The following is a 21,831-nucleotide window of genomic DNA, read 5'->3' on the forward strand; positions in this document are numbered from 1 at the left end:
GGGATGGTTGAAGGTACGGGTTGTTTTAGAGGTAGGGGTGCGAGTTGAAACTTGATGAGTAAACCGCCATCAAGTCTCAGGGTGTCTGAAACGTGATGAGTAAACCGTAATCAAGTCTCAGGGCGTTTCAAACTTGATGAGTAAACCGTCATCAAGTCTCAAGATCTCGAAACTTCAAAAGCTTTATCGAAATCGTTAAACCCCAATTTATAATGCAATAAAAAAGAGTCATTTATAGCTCACTTTAAAACAATGTAATCGGCCAAGAAAAATTGTAGAGGTGACTATAAGTGACTCAATAGAAATATTAACTTAAAACCAGAAGAATTTCTAATAAAACCACTGTTTCAAACAAAAAACCTTATGTGACTTTAACATCACATAAGGCTCGAATCCTCATTAGTTTTATTGTTTATCATGTTTTAATGATTTAAATAGGCTTACGAAGAAGAAGATAAATGCAAGTGATAAGAAGATGTGTCCTAAACCGGAAATACCTGCGATTGCTGGACTTGCTTCTAATCCTTTCATTGTCATAATGCCGTTAACAAATTGCATTGCTACTGTTACAAGTAAGCCTAAATGATAAATCCAGAAGAATGCTTTTGTAGCACCTTTACTATGCTTAGATAACTTGAAGACCTTTTCAAGTAGTAAAAAGATTAAGAACATCACGGTACCAAGTACAAGTAAGTGAACGTGTGTAACGTTTAATTGTGAATAACCTTCGAAGTTTTCACCTTTTGAGAATTCTCTATAAAATAATCCTGCTAGTAAGCCTAGGACAGTATAAAATGCTGAACTAAATGCGAATTTCTTTAACATAAATCATACCTCCGTTTTCTTTTTCTATACTCGTACTATATCCACTCTTTGTGAACTCAATGTGAACTATAGGCAGATTTCATGCATTTCTCAATATGTTTCTTTAACCTTGAATTAGGGAAAATGCTTATAAAAGTGATTTTTTAATGATTATGATTTAAATACATTTTAAAGCTTAAAAATCTATAAAAGGAGTGTATACATTGAAAAGACGTGTCGGACAATATTTAATGGATTGCTTAAGTGAAATGGATGTAGAGAAGATCTTTGGTGTTCCAGGTGACTTCAATCTTGCATTCTTAGACGATATTATTAGCCACGACAAAGTAGAATGGGTTGGCAACACAAATGAACTTAACGGTAGTTACGCAGCTGACGGTTATGCACGAATGAAAGGTTTAAGTGCACTTGTAACGACTTTTGGTGTAGGTGAACTCAGTGCGGTGAACGGTATCGCAGGTTCATATGCAGAACGCGTGCCAGTTATCGCAATCACAGGTGCGCCTACAACTGCTTCTGAACAAGCTGGAAACTATGTACACCATTCACTAGGTGAAGGTATCTTTGATAGTTATCGTAAAATGTTCAAAGAAATTACGACAGATCAAGGCTATATCACAACTGACAATGCGACAACTGAAATTCCGCGTTTAATCAATGCGGCGCTCGCTGAGAAACGTCCTGTTCATCTTCATTTACCAATTGATGTTGCGTTATCAGAAATTGAAGTTGAAGAAACGTTCAAACCACAACTACCAGAAGCACAAGATGTTTCTAAATATATCGATATGGTAAAAGCCAAGTTAGAAAACGCTTCTAAACCGGTTATCTTAACTGGTCATGAGATTAACAGCTTTGATCTTCATGATGAATTACTCAAATTCGCTGAAGAGAAACAAATTCCTGTTGCGCAATTATCTCTAGGTAAAGGGGCTTTTAATGAAGAAAGCGACTACTACATTGGTATGTATGATGGTAGTGTTGCAGAACCTAACCTAAGAGAGTACGTTGACAACAGTGATGCAATTCTTAACATCGGTGCAAAATTAACAGACTCTGCAACTGCAGGTTTCTCTTATGAATTCGAATTTGATGAAGTGATTATGTTAAATCACCACGATTTCAAATGCGGTGATGAGAAAGTAACAGACATTCGTTTACCTGATATCTTAAGAGGCTTAAACGATATGGATTACAAGAATGACAATGACTTCCCAGAATTCGAACCTACAATTGAAGGTGAAGCGCCATTAAACGACGAACCATTAACGCAAGAAAACTATTTCAGAATGTTAAAAGACTTCGTCGGTCAAGATGACGTTATCCTTGCAGACCAAGGTACATCATTCTTTGGTGCGTATAGCTTACGCTTAACTAAAGATAATACGTTCATTGGTCAACCATTATGGGGTTCTATCGGTTACACACTTCCAGCAACATTAGGTTCTCAAATTGCTGACGAAGGTCGCCGTAACTTACTTCTAATTGGTGATGGTTCACTTCAATTAACAGTTCAAGATATTTCAACAATGATTAAAGAAGGAATCAAACCAGTGCTGTTCGTTATTAACAATGACGGTTACACAGTTGAACGTAAGATTCATGGTGAAACAGCACCTTACAACGATATTCCAATGTGGGATTACAAGAAACTTCCAGAAGTGTTTGGTGCTAAAGACCAAGTTAAAGTTCATGATGTTGAGTCAACAAACGACTTAAAACGCATGTTCGAAGCAATTAATGCGAAAGGCGATTATATGCATTTAGCTGAAATCAAGATGGCGAAACAAGATGCACCTGAGAAACTTGAAAAGATTAGTAAGGCATTCGCCGCGCTTAACGACTAAAGCACAACTTTTGATGGAAGCGTGTTGTCGATTTAGAATAGAATTGAAAGAGAGATTGCGGACGCTTTAGGATCTCTCTTTTCGAAAAGGAAAATAAGTATACAAATATTAAAGATAGATAACGCTTGAAATACAAATTAATGGAGGTTGGAACGATATGGCAGTAAATGTTAAAGATTATATCCAAGAAAGCTATGGCATGTTTATCAACGGTGAATTTGTACCAAGTAAGTCTAACGAAACACTAGAAGTTACAAGTCCAGCAACAAGCGAAGTTATTACTAAAATTGCACGTGCTGGTAAAGAGGATGTAGACGAAGCGGTTAAAGCTGCACGCGCTGCATTCCCTGAATGGAGTAAGAAACCTAAAACTGAACGTGTTCAAATGTTACAAGAAATCTCTCAAAAAATCCTTGAAAATAAAGATAAATTAGCAATGGCTGAAACAATCAATACTGGTAAAGCTTTACGCGAATCTTCAATGATTGATATTCCATTCGCAGCTAGACACTATAACTATTTCGCAAGTGTATTAGACACTGACGAAGGTTCAGTAAATGACATGGATGAACACACAATGAGTATCATCCGTCATGAACCAATTGGTGTAGTTGGTGCAGTAGTAGCATGGAACTTCCCAATGTTATTAGCTGCTTGGAAATTAGGTCCAGCTTTAGCAGCAGGTAACACTGTTGTTATCCAACCATCTTCATCAACACCAGTAAGTTTATTAGAACTTGCTAAAATCTTCCAAGAAGTATTACCAAAAGGTGTTGTAAACGTTGTAACTGGTAAAGGTTCTGAATCAGGTGACGCGATCTTCAATCACGAAGACGTGGATAAATTATCATTCACTGGTTCTACTGACGTTGGTTACGGTGTAGCTGAAGCAGGTGCGAAACGTATCGTACCAGCAACATTAGAACTTGGTGGTAAGAGTGCCAACATCATTTTAGATGATGCAAACATGGACGTTGCAATTGAAGGTATTCAATTAGGTATCTTATTCAACCAAGGTGAAGTTTGCAGTGCTGGTTCACGCTTATTATTACACGAAGATGTATATGATGACGTTATGTCTCGCTTAAAAGAAGCGTTTGAAAACATCAAAGTTGGTGACCCAACTGACATGGAAACGACTATGGGTAGTCAAACTGGTAAAGCTCAAATTGATAAAATCCAAAGCTACATTGACTATGCTAAAGAATCAGGTGCAAACATCGTAACTGGTGGTAACCGCATCACTGACAATGGCTTAGATAAAGGTCATTTCTTCGAACCAACAATTATCGAAGTAGACAGCAACGACAACAAACTTGCTCAAGAAGAAATCTTCGGTCCTGTATTAACAGTTATTAAAATTAAAGATGATGAAGAAGCAATCAAAATTGCGAACGACTCTGAATACGGCTTAGCTGGCGGTGTATTCTCAACAGATATCAACCGTGCGTTAAACATTGCTAAGAACGTAAGAACAGGCCGTGTATGGATTAACACTTACAACCAAGTACCTGAAGGCGCTCCATTCGGCGGTTACAAGAAATCAGGTATCGGCCGTGAAACTTACAAAGACGCTATCAAGAACTATCAACAAGTTAAAAACATTTATATCGATACAAGCAACACAACAAAAGGTTTATTCTAAGTTAACCACTAGCGCTTAGTTAATAGATATGCTACCAACAAAGTATTGGCTTTGTTGGTAGTTTTTTTATGGGGAGATTTAAGGAATTGTATCAATGGTCTAGTCTGTTTTTAAAGTGGTTATGTAAAGAGATGAGATATGTTCGCATTTTTAACTTGTTTAAACACGCTAATCCAAACAGTTTAGAATGCCTAAATGTTATCACTAAGTAAGTTATCACAACAGTCGTGCATTATTTACTATAATATACGCAATATATCACTCTAAGTTAACAATCGTTGCTAATATTAAATTAAATTATTTAGTGGATAAATAATTTAAAGTAATCAAACTAAAGTTTATTATTTTAATAATGAATAATAAACGTATCGTAATTGTCGGATTAGCAACTGGCTATTATATGTAGATTGGAGATTAGAGTGATGAAAATTAAAAGTACTTTTCAAAAGAAATGGTTAAAAAAATGTTTATTTGGCGCATCTGCAACTGTTTTATCATCGAGCTTATTTTTATCATCGACGGTCGACACACATGCAGCGGAACAAGATGTAGCTCAGAGTTCATCATCTGAAACGGTGACTCAAGACGGCATCGCAACGGACTTTGTGCCGTTAAAACCGAGTGACAAGCCCGGTCAACTTCCAATGCAAGATATTGAAGATAATGCCGAGAAACCGATTGAATCAACTGGCGGCAATATTGGCCTTGAGCGTAAGTTTAAGAACAAAGATCCATTCATATTCGTGCATGGCTTTTCAGGATTTGTGGGCGATAACGCACCAATGAATATGAATTATTGGGGCGGCAACAAGTATAAGCTTGCGCATGATTTAGGTCATGAAGGTTATGAAGTGCACGAGGCGAGTATCAGTGCATTTGGTAGTAACCACGACCGCGCTGTTGAGCTGTATTACTACATTAAAGGTGGTCGCGTGGATTATGGTGCGGCGCATGCTAAGAAGTATGGTCACGCGCGATTTGGTAAAACGTATAAAGGCGTGTACCCGAACTGGAAACCTGGTCAGAAAGTGCATCTTGTAGGACATAGTATGGGTGGCCAAACGATTCGTCTCCTTGAAGAGTATCTGCGTCACGGTAGTCCTGAGGAGCGTACCTTCCATGAAAAGACGGGTAAACCAATTAGCCCTTTATTTGAAGGTAACCATGACAAAATGGTTAAATCAATTACAACGATTGCGACGCCTCACGACGGCACCGTTGTTTCAGATGAAGTAGGTAATAAAGACGTTATTAAGCATTTATTATATGAAATGGCGAAATTCGAAGGCCATCGTAACTCTAAGTTAGACTTCGGACTTAAGCAATGGGGTCTTGAACAACGTGAAGGTGAGAACTACATTCAATATTCTAAACGTGCGGACAAGAGTCCGATTTGGAAGACGAATGATACAGCGCTTTATGATTTAACACGCGAGGGTGCTGAGAAGTTGAATCAGAAGACGACACTTAACCCTAACATTTACTATCGTACATTTAATGGTTTAGCGACGCATGAAGGTCCGCTTGGTAATCATCGTGTGGATCCGAGTGTGAACATTGGTCACCGTCTGACTGGTAATATTATCGGTAGATATCAAGATAAAGCTTGGCGCCCAAGTGATGGCTTAGTGTCTGTAATTTCAGCGCTACATCCGAGCGACGAAGCGTTTAAAAATGTGGAAGCGCCTGATGCACCGATAAAAGGTATTTGGCAAGTGACGCCTAGTATGCAAGGCTTTGATCATACAGACTTCACAGGTCAAGATGCTTTAGATAAAGACCGTTCGAATGAAGAATTGAAAGATTTCTATGAAGGAATCGTTCACAACTTAATGCAAACAGAGAAAGAATCATAATATAAGAAATCCCCTTAACACATGATGATTACATTCTTTAATTAGTGATTTAGCGAAGCTTACGACAAATGTATGGGCTACACATTGAATTCTGAAGCTAATGATCGTGCTAAATCGTTTTGAATGAATGTTACATGTTATTAAGGGGATTTTATTTTTTTTATATTTTTGGAAAAGGACTTTTAAAAATTTAAAAATCACCTAGAATAGTATGCTTTCCTGTAAAGCCCAACTCGTATTTTCAATACGTTAGTTGGACTTACAAAGTAGCAATGCTACTTTGTACCACGCTTAAGCCCCGGCTTCCTTAGCTTGATAATTTGCTTACGCATAAAGCTCAACCCGAATTTCCAATTCGTTGGTTGAACTTACAAAGAAGCATGAGCTTCTTTGTTCTTTAATATATGCCGGGGCCCACCCCTAGGAGTCCGCTATTCTAGGTGGTTCATTTCAAATCAATTTTTCAGTATAAAAGGGTTTATGTTCTTTAATTACTTAAAGAATGACGTAATAAAGTTCCAAATGCTATTGAAGAAGTTCACGATAGCATCCCAGATTTGTTGTAATAAATTACGATTTTCTTGTGAATCTAGTGACTTGGCTTTTTCTAAGAGGTCACCAGATGATTTCTTAATTTGTTCAGTTAAATCCTTGGCTTGCTGTTCGAAGGCTTTAGGATCTTCAGTAATCGCTTTCGAATTTGCGACATTATTCATAATGTTGATGATCTGATTGATTTGATTGTCGCTCAGAATGTTGATCAGGCCATTGTTCTCAAGGTGTGTGTTCACGATATTTGTAATCGTTGTATTCGACACGTTCTGATTCTTCTGAACTTCTTGCGCGATTTCACGTTTCATATCGGCAACGGCATGGTTTAAGGCTTCGTCAGAATAACCGTTTTGACCTTGGTTTTGTTGACTGATATTCGATAATTGATTTAATTCAGATTGAGAATTTTGAATATCGTTCATATCAAGCGTGTGGCCTTCAGCTTCGTATGCCTTGTAGATACCTGAAAGAGCACCTTCACCAGTTACTTGGTCGACGCTCGCGATTTTAATGTCGGCGTTTTGAATACCGGCTGTGATTGCAGCGTTTGTATATTGTGCTTTCGTCACTTTCGTAATATTCTCAGGCGTCGTGATTTCTACAGATATGCCTTTTCGAAAAGATTTCGGATGAATCGTCACGCTTGAGTGAATATAAGCTAAGTTTTGGTTACCCGTGTATTTCGCGACATCCGACGTCGTTACATTGTAAGTTTTCGTATTATCTTTAACGTTTAATTTCGATTTCGTTTCGTTCAGTTGTGACTGATTTAAGTCAGCACCGTGCACGAAAATATCTTCCTTCAACTCTTCTGCCGACGCAACGCCAGCCGTTGGTACAAGCAACATTGCAGCTACTAAACCACTTGTCATCCATTTTTTATACATACGATTCTCTCCATTCTGTCATTTCAAATTGTTGTATACAATTATATGAATGAGTATTAATTGATTATCTTAATCATACCTTATTTTATAAAATTTACATCATCCTAAAGACGCATTTATAATTAAGCGCTTGGACGTAGGGGAGAATGGGCGCATGCGTGGATGCGTTATGACGAGTGTGACAATTTGTACGAATATAACATTGGCGCAGCGACTAGAATTAGAATTAGTACGATTGATGAAATACCTACTATTGCGGCAGGTAAGAACGCGGAAATGACGAATAAGACACCGATGATGATATATAGTCGTGAGCTAAAGCGCTGTGTTTTCTTCCATACGCGTTCATTTTTAAGAGTCCATTTGTTACGAATACCCATAATTTTGTTTTGAGGAATCTTTTGAAGCAGGTTGCCAATGATGATTAATAGACAGCCTACAAGGAGTAGGGCAAATAATTTTACTGAAATATTGAAACCGAGTGCGTTGAAGATTACTACAATTGAAATAACGAATGCGATAATTGGACCGAGCGCATGGAAAAAGTTATTTAGACTTGTGAAATTCTCATGCGAATTTTTACGTGTTTCTGAATGACCTTTCGTCGCAGCAATCAAATACGTTAAAAGTGCTAGTCCTAGGAAAAATAATGGCGCTAGAAATTTGTGAGCTTTCCAATTAACTTGATCATCGCTTGTATATTGCATTGGCACATCAGTTGGTAGAAATGGTAAAGCAATTAACCAAGCTACTAATGTTAACACAATGAAAACAATACCGATTTTTGAATGTTTAAGTTTCATGTTAATTTCCTTCTTTCTTACTTAATTGTTGAATTTGCTTACCCAAGTGATCAGTTCCTCAAAAACTGACAAGTTCAAGTGGTAGTAAATATACTTACCTTTTCGTTCTGCATAGATGAGGTCGTTAAATTTAAGAATTTTTAGATGCTGGGAGACACTTGCCGTACTCATGTCAAAGTGCTCTGCAATTTCACTTACGGTTAACTTTTGTTCTTTTAAAAGTTCAAGTATACCTCGCCTTGTTGGGTCGGATAATGCTTTGAAAATATCGCGCATTTTTCACCATTCCTATCTCGTTAATTAAGTGTTTAGTCATGAGGTTTATAGATACTTAAATTATTAAAGGGTTTTGTGTTTAGTAAGAGAACAATTAATCATTTAAGTATTTACTTAAATGTTAAAATGAAATTCGAGAATTGTCAAATTTTATTTTTCTGTAAGGGTAGTGATGCAGTATTTGAGAAAGTGTCATATTACAACTATTGGGCTTTTCAAATGGGAGCGGTGGTGCTATAGTAAGCTTAATTAAAGTAAAGGAGCTGACGCCATGGCGCCATTTCACTCGAGTCAGTATTGGCTGTCTTTAGAGGGGCGAGTTGACGATTTCGAGATCGAAAGTAAGATTGCTAAGGTTAAGGCGGGTCTTGAGGGTGAAGCCATTTTCCAGAAGCAATTACCCGTGCATCCTCGTATACCGTACCTACAGAATTTTTACTTCAATCCATATCATCCGCTAGAAATCGACTTCCTCATCATCAACCGCAACCAACTTTTACTATTTGAAATCAAGCATTTTATTGGTGATTACACCTTTGAAGGCGGGGACTTACGGTCGTCCAGTGATTTTAGAATCCCGAACCCGCTGTCTCAATTAACCAAGCAATCGAACGCGTTGCGACAACTTCTGCAACAAGAGAGCCTCAATTTACCAATGTCCGCACACCTTGTCTTCACGAACCCGAACTTCACTTTGACCGGTTCTATACCGAACCGCGATCACATTTTACTTCCAACCGAACTTCACAAGATTCCTTCCCTTTTCAAAAGGCCCATCACGAAAGACTTTCAAACACGTGATTTATTACAGTCGCATAGTCTGGGGCATTATCCACTTTCGCAAAAGCCCATTAAGTATACAGGAGTTAAACCAGGAATTAAATGCCCGGGCTGTAAGAAAGTCGGGCACATTTACGTCGGCCGTCGTAAGAAATACGTCGACTGCACGTTCTGTCATTCGCGACTTCGCCGGGCAGACCTGTATTTGTATAACATAAATGAACTTTACTATTTAAAAGGCGAACCCTTTACGGCTAAAGAAGCACAGAGCTGGTTAGGAGAAGGAGATGATACTACTATCAGAGTATTATTAAAGAAAAACTATAAATTTCATAAGAGCCGCAATACTTTATATAGTCTCTAGATTCGTTATGCGAAAGAAAATAAAAACAATCGCATAAGGACCTCGTTACGCGAAAGAAAAATAAAACAATCGCATAAGGACCTCGTTACGCGAAAGAAAAATAAAACAATCGCATAAGGGCCTCATTATGCGAAAGAAAAATAAAACAATCGCATAAGGGCCCCGTTATGCGAAAGAAAATAAAAACAATCGCATAACGAGTCACCGTCCCCTTCATCATCCACCTATTATCTGAAAAAACTGAAAATTGTGGTAAACTTATACTTACAGACTCATGGTAAACGACCGGAATACACCTATAACGGTATCAAACCCAACAAAACGTTTACCTACAGTTTTCCTAGGAGGTGACGGAATGATCGTTTTTAAGAAATTAGGTTGGTTTTTCAAGATGGAGTGGAAACGGTATGCAATCGGGATTACGATGCTCGTATTCATAGCGCTCTTGCAGCTCGTACCTCCGCAGATCATCGGGCGGGTTATCGACGCGCTTACGACTAAGACGTTAACGCCCGAGAAACTAACGCTACTACTCGCGGTACTGCTCGCGACGGGTATCCTTACATACGGTTTTAGATATTTATTTAGAATTTTCATTTTCGGAGCTAGCTTTAACCTCGGGCGGACCTTACGCGCGCGGCTCTACAAGAAATATACCTCCATGAGTCCGCCATTTTTCCAAAGAAGACGTACAGGGGACTTAATGGCGCATGCGACAAATGATATTAACGCGGTGCAACAGACTGCGGGGCCCGGCGTCTTTACAATTGTCGACGCTATGGTCATGGGCGGTATGATTCTCATTTCAATGGCGGTTACCGTTAGTCCGAAGCTCATGCTGATCGCCATCATCCCACTACCACTCATGGTAATTATCACGAGTTACCTCGGTAAGTTACTCAATGCGTCCTTTAGAAAGGCACAAGAGGCCTTTAGCCAATTGAATGACAAGGCTCAAGAAAGTATCGCAGGTATTAAAGTGACGAAGTCGTTCGGTTACGAGAATGAAGATCACGAAGACTTCGTTAAACTTAGTAACGATGTCGTTCAACGAAATATCCGTGTGACGAAGATCGACGCATTTTTCGACCCAACAATTATGCTGGTCGTAGGCGCGAGTTACTTTCTGTCGTTATACTTTGGCGCGCATATGGTCTTCAACGACGAAATCACGATCGGCCAGCTTGTAACCTTCACGACGTATCTCAGTATGATGATTTGGCCGCTACTTGCGCTCGGGTTCTTCTTTAACATTGTGCAAAAGGGTCGCGCATCGTACGAACGTATTGAAGAGATCCTTAACACTGAGAGCGATATCGACGTGGCTTTTCAAACGGAGGCGGTGCCACAAGGAACGATTACGTATGATATTGACCAATTTTATTACCCGGGTGATGAAAAGCCCTTACTCAAAGATATCCGCTTTCAAGTAGAAGAAGGGGCGACGATTGGCATCGTCGGTCGAACGGGGTCAGGAAAGAGTACGCTCATACGGTTGTTGCTGAGGGAATTTGATACCGAGAAACCGGGTGACATCACTTACGGCGAACGACCTCTTCGCGACTATCAACTTTCGAAATTACGTTCGAAGTTCGGCTACGTGCCACAAGATCATTTCCTATTCTCGACGACGATTCGCGAGAACATTGCGTTTAGTAATCCGGACATTGATCAAGCGCACATCGAAGCGGCGAGTCGTCTAAGTGCGATTCATGACGATATCACGCAGTTCACAGATGGCTATGAAACAGTTATCGGGGAGCGCGGTGTCTCGCTTTCTGGCGGTCAGAAACAACGTATCTCAATCGCCCGCGCACTCATTACAGATCCAGATGTACTGATTCTTGATGACTCATTGTCGGCAGTTGATGCGGAAACGGAATCACGCATTCTGAACAACTTACACGACGAGCGTAAAGGTAAGACGAATATCATTACCGCGCATCGCATGAGTGCGATTAGTCATGCGGACCTCATTATCGTGATGGATGAAGGGCGAATCATCGAGCGCGGTACGCATGAAACCTTAATGGCAGAAGCAGGTTGGTACTACGAAACGTACCAAGCACAAGCGTTACAGGCATCTTTAACGCACGACTTAGACGACCTTGTGCAAGGAGGTGAGCATGATGGAACAACAAGATCATAATATAAACTTATCTGCAAAGGAGCAAGGACGCGTCTTAAAGCGATTACTTGCTTACACGTCGCCGCATAAACGCATGATTATTCTCGCGTTCATCATGCTTGCGATTTCGACTGCCTGCATGATGGCGTCACCGTTCTTGGTCAAGATTTTCATCGATCAATATTTAACGCAGGACCACTTTCCACCGAACGAAATCACATTGCTCATCGGCATCTTTATCCTTGCTGAAATCGGCGGCGCAGTAACGGCTTACCTTCAAACGTATTACTTTGAATATCTCGCGCTTAAGGTTATCCAACAACTACGCATTGATGCCTTCAGTAAAATCGGTCGACTCGGTATGCGTTACTTCGACAAAGTTCCAGGCGGTAGTGTCGTTTCACGTCTTACAAATGATACCGAAGCAATTGTCGACATGTTTATTTATGTCTTTTCAACGGCGATAACGGCCGTGTTCATGGTAATCGCGAGTTACACAATGATGTTTGTGCTGGACGTGAAGCTCGCGTTTATCTCACTCATCTTCATTCCAATCATTATTTTAACGTTAGCCATTTATCGAAAGTATGCCTCAATTTACTTTTCAGAGGCGAGACATCGACTGTCGATGTTGAATGCGAAACTTGCGGAATCGATCGAAGGCATGAAGATTATCCAGGCTTTCAATCAGGAAAAGCGCTTGCACAGGGCGTTTGAGCGTACGAATGACGAACATTATGGCTTTAACATGAAAACGATTCGTCTAGATGGCCTACTCTTACGCCCAGCGATTTCATTGATTTCAATTATTTCGATGGTGCTCATTCTAGGGTACTACGGCGTGTTCAGTTTCAACCACGTGATTACAGCTGGTCTTGTGTACGCGTTCCTACAATATATGCAGAATTTCATCGAACCGATAAACCAGGTGAGTCAGAATTTGAGCATCCTCCAGCGTGCACTTGTAGCAGGGAGTCGCGTGTTTAAGTTAATTGACGATGACACGTTAGAACCCAAGCAAAAGCCCAACCCCGATTACGCGATTACTGACGGCGTCATCGAATTTAAAAACGTGACGTTCAGTTATGACGGTAGTCGCGATGTATTAAGGAACATTTCCTTTAAAGTAAATCAAGGTGAAACCGTTGCGCTAGTTGGTCACACAGGATCTGGTAAGAGTTCAATTGTTAATTTGTTTATGCGTTTTTACGAGTTTGACCAAGGAGATATTACGATCGATGGTCATTCGATAAAAGCCATCCCTAAACAAGAACTGAAACGTCGCATCGGTTTAGTACTGCAGGATGCTTTTATCTTTTACGGTACTGTCGCATCTAATATTAAGTTGTACCATCCTAAGATGACCTTTCAACAAGTGAAGGCAGCAGCTGAATTTGTCCAAGCAGATAAATTTATCGAAGCTTTGCCAGGTCAATATGACTTTAAAGTAGTCGAAAAAGGGGCTGCCTTTTCAAGCGGGGAACGCCAACTCTTAGCTTTCGCGAGAACGATGGCTATGGACCCGAAAATCTTGATACTTGATGAAGCTACGGCGAATATCGACTCAGAAACTGAAGAGCAGATTCAACTGGCCCTCGATAAAATGCGTAGGGGCCGTACGACCATCGCTATAGCGCATAGACTATCGACCATTCAAAATGCCGATCATATTCTAGTGCTTAATCGCGGGGAGATTGTAGAACGCGGTAACCACGAATCATTGATTAAGCAAGGCGGCATTTATCATAAAATGTATTTATTGCAGAATGGTTAGGGATTAAGGACGATATTTAAGAGCGTGAAAGGATTGAATATTATGAGAGAAAGTTTACAACCTTTTCGAAATAAGAACATTACTGTCACAGCTACTGTTAATAAAGTGTTTTATCAAAGTCAATTTAATATACAGGAGACATTTGAACCTAACGTTAGAATTCTAATGACGAAGGTGCATATTGGAGGTGAAAGAATCGACCATATTTGGCTATATGAGCGTAATAAGTACTATAAGCGATTTAAGAGTCTAATAGGAAAACGCGTTAAATTTAAAGCAACCGTCGTGCCCTATGTGAAAAAACGTGACGGTATCTTCATTGAAGATTACGGGATTAAGCCTAGGGATAAGGTTTTTACCATCGATGAGTACCGATCATATATGAATCAAATGCATAAAAGAGGATAGGTTGTAAGAGGGGTAAGTAGAAAGTGGATAAGGCCGGTATCGGTAACGGACCTGATGCGGGAGTCCGTTGTGCGAAAGAAATTTGAAACAATCGCATAAGGGGGCTGTTGTGCGAAAGAAATTTAAAACAATCGCATAAGGCGGCCGTTGTGCGAAAGAAATTAGAAACAATCGCATAAGGCGGCCGTTGTGCGAAAGAAATTAGAAACAATCGCATAGAGCGGCCGTTGTGCGAAAGAAATTTGAAACAATCGCATAAGGCGGCCGTTATGCGAAAGAAAATAAAAACAATCGCATAAGGGGGCTGTTATGCGAAAGAAAATAAAAACAATCGCATAACGGTCCCTCGACCCGTACTTCCTACAACCGCCCATAACTCATCAACCCGAACAATGAAAAATGCTAGATGCGCCCATCGCGTATCTAGCATTTCCTTATTTAATCCCATAAAGGAAGCGTCTGGCACACTTCCAGACGCACCCACATTTAAATTTAGTCGTTCATCATATGAAATTTAAAGTCGTCTACGGGTTCGAATGTAGTAGGTTCGTCTTTATTTAGAAGTTCTTCCGTAAGCTTTACGGCCGTGATTTCACTACTAAAATACGGCTTGAAATAGAACGCGCGATTCGTTGTATCCATCACAGCCACATACTGCGTGAAGTGGTACTCACCTGTATCTTGTTCAAGAACGGCCCCACGCGGTACACTCATCGTCTCTAAGATTTTAAATGTATTCGCTAAGTTAACATTGTCGTCTTCAGTATTTTCCATATTATGAGTTAAGTACGCGACTTTTACAAAACGCTCCGCAGCAGTATAACCACCCGGTAAACCATGTGTCCCAGCCCCGTTACCAAGATCGTAATCAAAGGCTTCTCCTAATGAACCCTTTTTCGGATGCATCGGTGAAAAGGCACAATAGCTCTTCACGTTACGCATATGCCAATCTAAGTTTGGATTGTTCGTCAACACGTGAAGCGGGTTATCCTTAATCACTAAATTACCGTTCGTCGGCTCGATGACAATCGTTTGGCCACTTGGGTCCGTAACAATAAAGTGAAGCGGTACAACTTTATCGATAATTTGATTCTTGTAATCTACAATATTCACGTTCGTCGCATTACGCTTAAGGTCCTCGATACCTTTGTTAAAGCCAAGTACCCAAAGAATCACTTCTTCCGCCGTAATATTAATCTTGTTCGGAATACTTTCCTCAGAGTACGTCGCTTCCTTAGTAAAGTAATGCACGGAAATCGATAAGCCGTGTTCGTTCACGCCGTCTGCAAATAACGCGCGGTCCATTAAAACGCCAGTCCCTAAAAAGCCATAATCAAGCTTTTCATTATAGCCTGTCATAGAATCAAATTCATAACCGCGCTGCACAACAGTCGGCTTCCCTTGTAAACCAAATGCGAAGTCCATTGTACGTCCTAATAAATTAGTATTGCTCTTGAACAAATACGAAAATCCTGTACACATTTAGAGTTCCCCCTTAATTTGTTAAAAGAAGCGAACGTCGACAACACACGTCATCAATAGTTCCCCCTTAATTTGTTAAAAGAAGTGAACCGCTGACAACATCCGTTATCTAGAGTTCCCCCTTAATTTGATAAAAGAGTTGAACGTCGACAACATCCGTTATCTAAAGTTCCTCCTCACCTTGATAAAAGAAGTGAACCGCCGACAACACACGTCATCTAGGGTTCACTTCCGTACAATATGCATTTATGAAAGTTCAAGCATAGGGCTTTTCAAAGGTGGCAAAACGTCAATCCACCTTGAAGAAAACTTAATTCCGCAATCGTCTTACATACAACTTAGCACGCAGCCCTCGAACTAAGACTACTTACATCATTATCTTACTTTAAATAACGGTCGTGTAGCAATTCTTTTAAGATGTCGATGTCTTCCTGAATTGCCTTACCTTTATTCGTATCGCGAATCTTCTTACGCTCTAACTCTTCATCAACCACACGGCGCGTTGACAACTCATCGTCACCATCGTGCAACACTTTCTCCTTCGTATTGAAATGTTGATGCGCCACTAACTGCATGCCATAAGAGTTGTACAATAGTGTGTAACCCGCGATACCTGTTGTTGATTGATATGCCTTTGAAAAGCCACCATCAATGACTAACATCTTGCCGTCAGCTTTAATTGGGTCCTCACCCTTAATCTCTTTAACAGGCGTGTGACCATTGATAATATGGCCGTTTTCAGGATCTAAACCGAAGTCATTCAATAACTTACGGCACATGTCCGCGTTCTCACGTAAGTGGTAATACGGGTTCTTCTCTTCCTTATGAGATGCTTTGTCAGAAATAAAGTAACGTTCGAACGTCGTCATCGCACGTTTACCAAATAATGATGAATATTTACCTGTCCATAAGTACCAAACTAAGTCCGTCGCGATATCGTCTGTCACTTCTTTATCTTCAAAAGCCTTACGCACATAATATTCAAATTGGTCGAGCAACTCGCGACCGCTATAAGACTTACCTTCAATTTCCATCGCTTCCATATCACCATTTTCATCAACTGGGATACAGCCATGAATCAGTAAATTGCCGTTGTAACGTAAGTATAAGTTACCTTTTTGAAGGAGTAACATCATATGACGGCGTAGCTTTTCAGATTTTTGGAAAGAAAGCAAGATTTTATCCATCACTTCAGCTTCCTCATCTAAAAGCTTCGCAGGGTCTTCAGGGTCTACCGTTTGGAAGCACGTGTTCTCTAAATCATAAACCGTACCATTCATATTCAGCGTTTGATTATCATAGTCGGTCTTTTCAAGAACGAGACGCTCTTCCATTTCAAATGTCGGACGACGTTTAATAATTGGCATTTCAAGCTTAAATTGAATCATCGCAATCGCTTGATGCATCTTCGTAATTTGAATCTTCTCTAATTCATTAATATGTTTCTCAGCATTCTTCTTAGGACGGAATGCAGGGTTATCGTCGTAGTACTTTTCAGCGAGTGTTAAAAGTGGACGCAGGTTGATACCATAAGCATCCTCGATAATGTCAAGGTTGTCATAACGCGCACAAATACGTAACAAGTTCGCAAGACATACCTTAGACCCCGCGTACGCACCCATCCAAAGCACGTCGTGGTTACCCCATTGAATATCAAGAGAATGATACTTTGTTAACGTCTCCATAATCTTCTCAGGGTGTGGGCCACGGTCATAAATGTCACCAACCACATGTAAATGGTCGACTACAAGGCGTTGTACCGAATAAGATAGCCCAATAATTAAGTCGTCAGATTGTTCTAACTCAATCACTTGATTTAAGATCGTTTGATAATAGGACTTCTTATTGTTGTACTCATGGCGCTTGTATAATAGCTCCTCAACGATGTACACATAGCGCTTAGGTAACGCCTTCTTAAGCTTCGCACGCGTATACTTCGACGCACAATAGCCAATTAATTTAATTAAGCGATTAATTGTGACTTTGTACCATTCGTTCAGCTCATCACGATTATCAAATTGATTCTTCACATGCATTAACTTCTCTTCCGGATAATATACGAGCGCTGCAAGCTCACTAATTTCATTGTTCGTTAATTCATCTTTGAAAAGGTCATTAATCTTAACACGTACATTTCCCGAACCATTTCTTAGCACATGTTGGAATGATTCATACTCACCATGCAAGTCACTTACAAAGTGTTCTGTACCCTTAGGTAACTCTAAGACAGATTCTAAATTAATAATTTCTGTGGCAAGCTCTTCTTCATGATTGTACTTTTGTTCCAATAAATCTAAATACTTATTCTTTAATTCTCTTTCACTCGTCATACTCATTTTTTCACTCACCTGTAAAATTTTAATTTTTATCAAATTATTTAAAGCGGTTACATTCATCATAGCATGATTTCATAGCATTTTTTAAGTAGAAGCTTATTTAAAAGTAGGGCTTTACGATGGCTCGCGCGGAAATGTTTAGAATTTGTAATAAATTCTTTTTAAAGGTAATAATTATGCGTGATTAATGATATAGTTTAATTGAATATAATTTACTTTTAATAAAATAATTATATATTGAGGGATGTTGATGAATTCGCGGAGTGATGAAGTGTTGAGAGCTTAATTTCATATAAGAGTGCGACCCAATTTTCCATTCGTAGGCTGAACTTGAGATTAGGGGACCGGCCCCCAATAGGCACAAGCTGTTAGGGATTACGTCAAACTCGAACCTTCGAATTTACGACACCACCTAAATAAATGAAAAGGAGTGAATGTATGGAAAACTTGCTTGAAGTAAAAAATCTTAGTAAAAGATTTGAAGACTCAGAATTCCAATTACGAGATATTAATTTCAATATACATAGAGGCGAAGTAGTCGCGCTCATCGGCCGTAATGGCTGTGGTAAATCAACGTCAATGAAGACAGTTGTCGGCACAACGATTAAAACGGCAGGTGAAATTTGGTTTAAAGACCAATTGGTTGATAGCGAAATGTCGAAACACCGAAATCAAATCGGCGTTGTATTCGATACGATGAAATTTCCCGAGAAATTAACGGCGCTTGAGCTAAGTCGCTACTTTAACCGTATATACGACCAATGGGAAAGCGATACATACAAGTCATACCTCGAGTACTTTAACCTACCGAAAGATCGTCAGCTTAAGAAGTTCTCACGCGGTATGTCAATGAAATTAACGCTCGCCGTTGCGCTGTCACACAGAAGTGAACTTCTTATTTTAGATGAGGCGACGGCAGGTATCGACGTCACGAGTAAAGAGGAAATTTTAGAACATCTAGAAACGTACGTCGACCGCGGTAACGGAATTCTAATTTCGTCACACATGTCAGAAGATATTGAGAAGATTGCCGACACACTGGTCTTTTTAAGAAATGGAAACGTTCAATTGACAGTGTCGAAACAAGACCTTTACGAGAAATACTTTATTGGTGAAACAACGCTTGATGATTTAAGTTCAATTCCGAAGTCGGCCGTTTACGCCTATCACGAACGAAAGGGTAGCGTTAAACTCGTGCTCACTGAACCTATTAACGTTGAAGGCGTAGACGTTTCAAACATCCAAACGATTGATGATGTCACAAAAATTCTAATGCGAGGTAAATTAGTATGAAAGGTTTAATGCTTAATCAAATCGACATGATGAAAGGTCGTTTGACCCTGTTCTTTGTATTGTCATGCTTTGTTACCATAATTAATTTATTTAATGATCCACATCTAAATTCCGGTATGATTATCTATATTTTACCGACTACAGTGTTAATCGAAAGCATCCGACAAGATGAAACGAGCGGTTGGGTTCAATTTCTTTCAACAACACCCGTTTCACGTAAAGCATACGTACAATCAGTTTATGCCACGTTCTTAGCTATTAGTCTAGCTATTACGATATTTGCGTCAATCATGACGTTAATCATCCATCATAGCGCGTTGAAGGCATTTTCAAACGGTATCTTTGGAATTGGCTTCGCTTTGAACATGTCAGTCATATTGGCCGTTATTATTAAGAAGGGCGCAAGCGATTCGAAAGGCGCACAAATCGTGACGATTCTATTGTGCGTACTATTCATCCTGTTTCTGACGATTGCGCCGATGATTTTCTTTACAACAGTTCTGAAATTACCTGACACACTGGCATTCTTTTACTCAAGAGTCATCCTACTCCTCCTTGGTATTGTTGTTGCATACATTGGGTACGCCATCGCAACCAAATCATTTATGAACAAGGATTTATAATCGACAACATTCGTTATGACCCTTGCCCCTCCTTGAAAAGCCCTATCGAGTTACGGGCTGACTTTTCAACTAAATACTTTTCTAAAGTACTTTTCAAAAAGGTGCCAAACAAAGCACGGGATACGTAATTGTGTCTCGTACTTTTTAAATATGAAGAAATTCGGGAATAGAAGGAGTAACACACGAAACGAACGATAACAAATTAAGGGGGATAATTATGGAAAAACGTCATTTAGATTTACTTGAACTACTAGTTAAATACAATACCGAAAGCCCGCCAGCACGAAATACCGACCCACTCCAAGATGAAATTGAAGCGCTATTGAAAGACCTAGGATTTGAAACAACGCGAATTCCACTATATGAGAACGACAGTGTGATTAACGCGATCCTGAAAGGTACGGATTCAGACGCACCGAAACTGATTATAAACGGTCATGTCGATGTCGCGAATGTAGGCGACGACCGCGAGTGGCAGTACCCACCGTTTGAGGTGACTCAGGTGGACGACTATCTATACGGACGCGGTGTTAGTGACATGAAAGGTGGCTTTGCGACGCTACTGTATACGCTTGAGAAGCTTCAAGAAGAAGGGCTACGTCCTAAAGGCGACATCATCGTGCAATCCGTTGTCGGTGAAGAAGTAGGTGAAGCAGGCACGAAGGTCGCATGTGAGCACGGGCCTAAAGCGGACCTCGGACTTGTGCTTGATACGAGTGAACAGATGGCACTCGGTCAAGGCGGCGTCATTACGGGCTGGGTTACCGTTCAAAGTAAGACGACGATTCACGACGGTGCCCGTCAACAAATGGTTCACGCGGGCGGTGGTCTCTTCGGCGCGAGCGCGATTGAGAAGATGACGAAGGTCATTGCGAGCCTGCGCGAACTCGAACAACACTGGGCGGTCATGAAGTCGTACCCCGATATGCCGAGTGGTTCGACAACAATCAACCCTGCCTATATCGAAGGTGGCCGTCATCCCGCATTTATTGCCGACGAATGTAAGCTGTGGTTTACCGTTCACTACCTGCCGAACGAGCATTATAACGATGTCGTTCGCGAAATCGAAGACCACTTGAATAAGATGGCCGAAGCGGACATTTGGTTACGCGAGAACCCGCTCAAATTCGAGTGGGGCGGCACGTCCATGATCGAAGACAAGGGCGAAATCTTTCCTAGTTTCACCTTGCCAAAAGCCCATCAAGGATACGCACTTCTTGAAGACGTGTACAAAGAAGTCCACGGCGACAAACTACCTTCAGGCATGAGTACGACAGTGACTGATGGTGGTTGGTTAGAAGACTTCGGCGTTCCTACCATTTTATTCGGACCAGGTAAATTAACAGAAGCCCATAGCGTCGACGAAAAAATCGAAATCAAAGACTTAGAATCGTTTGAACAGGTACTATATGGATTCTTGAAAAGATGGTACCAAGCGCCGGTTAAGTAGGTGTTAGTGGATTGAGGAATGTGGGCGTCGGGCTCTCTAGACGTGTAATTGCTTTCGGTCCGGCGCTTGCTTTCTTGAATTAGCGGTTAGTCGGCGATACTTTGTGTTGTCGAGAGTAACGGTCGGCCCCGTTATGCGAAAGAAAATTGAAACAATCGCATAACGCCCCTATTACCATATAGAAATCTAAATCAAAATTTACACCTAAATTTCAAATAATGAGAAATTTTCGATTACGAAAATTTTCCATGTTACAAAGATAGAGGTAAACAATGTAACAAGAAGCCCATATTACAAAGACTGAGGCAAACAATGTAACAAGGAAGCCATGTTACAAAGTTAGAGTCAAACAATGTAACATGGACTAAATTTTTCAAAAACTGCATGAAATTAGCATAAACCACACGAAATTGCTTACAACCATATGAACGCTCGCAAATACCTATGCCAACATACTGCACCAATGCACAATTCGTAGCCACACCAACCAAGCCTACCGCCA

At 40.3% G+C, this 21,831-nt stretch carries 16 protein-coding genes; 10 read left to right on the forward strand and 6 right to left on the reverse strand.

All coding sequences use genetic code 11. The annotated features are described in order from the left end of the window. Nucleotides 1-405: 405 nt before the first annotated feature. The gene (locus tag ACF3N8_RS03110; RefSeq protein ID WP_009382297.1) at nucleotides 406-825 is read right to left on the reverse strand and encodes a DUF2871 domain-containing protein; all 420 of its coding nucleotides are present in this window, start codon (nucleotides 823-825) and stop codon (nucleotides 406-408) included. A 203-nt stretch (nucleotides 826-1,028) separates the two neighbouring features. Here ACF3N8_RS03110 and ACF3N8_RS03115 point away from each other — a divergent pair, with 203 nt between their 5' ends. The 3 genes from ACF3N8_RS03115 to lip all read left to right on the forward strand — a co-directional run bounded on the left by ACF3N8_RS03115 (nucleotide 1,029) and on the right by lip (nucleotide 6,173). Continuing rightward, a complete protein-coding gene (locus tag ACF3N8_RS03115; RefSeq protein WP_009382296.1) occupies nucleotides 1,029-2,672 on the forward strand; it encodes an alpha-keto acid decarboxylase family protein in 1,644 nt (547 codons plus the stop codon). 157 nt (nucleotides 2,673-2,829) lie between these two features. Continuing rightward, nucleotides 2,830-4,317, forward strand: coding sequence for an aldehyde dehydrogenase family protein (locus ACF3N8_RS03120; protein WP_238102037.1), 1,488 nt, complete (start codon nucleotides 2,830-2,832; stop codon nucleotides 4,315-4,317). A 422-nt stretch (nucleotides 4,318-4,739) separates the two neighbouring features. Further along, nucleotides 4,740-6,173: a YSIRK-targeted triacylglycerol lipase gene (gene lip, locus ACF3N8_RS03125; protein WP_238102036.1), complete on the forward strand. Its 1,434-nt coding sequence runs from the start codon at nucleotides 4,740-4,742 to the stop codon at nucleotides 6,171-6,173. 491 nt (nucleotides 6,174-6,664) lie between these two features. On the opposite strand, the gene ACF3N8_RS03130 is transcribed toward lip, so the two are convergent. From ACF3N8_RS03130 to ACF3N8_RS03140, 3 genes are all read right to left on the reverse strand, one after another. Next, nucleotides 6,665-7,612, reverse strand: coding sequence for a DUF1002 domain-containing protein (locus tag ACF3N8_RS03130; RefSeq protein WP_238094040.1), 948 nt, complete (start codon nucleotides 7,610-7,612; stop codon nucleotides 6,665-6,667). 167 nt (nucleotides 7,613-7,779) lie between these two features. Further along, nucleotides 7,780-8,415, reverse strand: a complete 636-nt coding sequence (locus ACF3N8_RS03135) for an SdpI family protein (protein WP_238094041.1) — start codon at nucleotides 8,413-8,415, stop codon at nucleotides 7,780-7,782. Between the two features lie 21 nt (nucleotides 8,416-8,436). After that, nucleotides 8,437-8,691, reverse strand: a complete 255-nt coding sequence (locus ACF3N8_RS03140) for an autorepressor SdpR family transcription factor (RefSeq protein WP_009382291.1) — start codon at nucleotides 8,689-8,691, stop codon at nucleotides 8,437-8,439. Between the two features lie 271 nt (nucleotides 8,692-8,962). Between ACF3N8_RS03140 and ACF3N8_RS03145 the strand changes: the two genes are divergently transcribed. From ACF3N8_RS03145 to ACF3N8_RS03160, 4 genes are all read left to right on the forward strand, one after another. After that, nucleotides 8,963-9,835 (forward strand): nuclease-related domain-containing protein, encoded by an 873-nt coding sequence (locus ACF3N8_RS03145; RefSeq protein ID WP_009382290.1) that lies wholly within the window; start codon nucleotides 8,963-8,965, stop codon nucleotides 9,833-9,835. A 355-nt stretch (nucleotides 9,836-10,190) separates the two neighbouring features. After that, nucleotides 10,191-11,984 (forward strand): ABC transporter ATP-binding protein, encoded by a 1,794-nt coding sequence (locus tag ACF3N8_RS03150; RefSeq protein ID WP_238102035.1) that lies wholly within the window; start codon nucleotides 10,191-10,193, stop codon nucleotides 11,982-11,984. Further along, nucleotides 11,965-13,737, forward strand: coding sequence for an ABC transporter ATP-binding protein (locus ACF3N8_RS03155; RefSeq protein WP_017176686.1), 1,773 nt, complete (start codon nucleotides 11,965-11,967; stop codon nucleotides 13,735-13,737). Before ACF3N8_RS03150 ends, ACF3N8_RS03155 begins: the two co-directional genes overlap by 20 nt. A 42-nt stretch (nucleotides 13,738-13,779) precedes the next feature. Further along, nucleotides 13,780-14,145 (forward strand): hypothetical protein, encoded by a 366-nt coding sequence (locus ACF3N8_RS03160; protein ID WP_009382287.1) that lies wholly within the window; start codon nucleotides 13,780-13,782, stop codon nucleotides 14,143-14,145. Between the two features lie 492 nt (nucleotides 14,146-14,637). Here ACF3N8_RS03160 and ACF3N8_RS03165 read toward each other — a convergent pair whose 3' ends face one another. Continuing rightward, nucleotides 14,638-15,627, reverse strand: coding sequence for a choloylglycine hydrolase family protein (locus tag ACF3N8_RS03165; RefSeq protein ID WP_009382286.1), 990 nt, complete (start codon nucleotides 15,625-15,627; stop codon nucleotides 14,638-14,640). 380 nt (nucleotides 15,628-16,007) lie between these two features. Next, nucleotides 16,008-17,963, reverse strand: a complete 1,956-nt coding sequence (locus ACF3N8_RS03170; RefSeq protein WP_392450237.1) for a fructose-1,6-bisphosphatase — start codon at nucleotides 17,961-17,963, stop codon at nucleotides 16,008-16,010. 438 nt (nucleotides 17,964-18,401) lie between these two features. On the opposite strand from ACF3N8_RS03170, the gene ACF3N8_RS03175 reads away from it, so the two are divergent. From ACF3N8_RS03175 to ACF3N8_RS03185, 3 genes are all read left to right on the forward strand, one after another. Then, nucleotides 18,402-19,256, forward strand: a complete 855-nt coding sequence (locus ACF3N8_RS03175) for an ABC transporter ATP-binding protein (protein WP_017176682.1) — start codon at nucleotides 18,402-18,404, stop codon at nucleotides 19,254-19,256. Continuing rightward, nucleotides 19,253-19,879 carry an ABC-2 transporter permease gene (locus ACF3N8_RS03180; protein ID WP_009382281.1) on the forward strand — a complete coding sequence of 209 codons (627 nt, stop codon included), beginning with the start codon at nucleotides 19,253-19,255 and terminating at the stop codon, nucleotides 19,877-19,879. Before ACF3N8_RS03175 ends, ACF3N8_RS03180 begins: the two co-directional genes overlap by 4 nt. Nucleotides 19,880-20,096: 217 nt before the next feature. Then, on the forward strand, nucleotides 20,097-21,329 hold the full coding sequence (locus tag ACF3N8_RS03185; RefSeq protein ID WP_009382279.1) for an acetylornithine deacetylase: 1,233 nt from the start codon (nucleotides 20,097-20,099) through the stop codon (nucleotides 21,327-21,329). Nucleotides 21,330-21,831: the final 502 nt, after the last annotated feature.

Source organism: Staphylococcus massiliensis, from assembly GCF_043186315.1.
In the GTDB taxonomy this organism is placed as follows: Bacteria; Bacillota; Bacilli; order Staphylococcales; family Staphylococcaceae; genus Staphylococcus; species Staphylococcus massiliensis.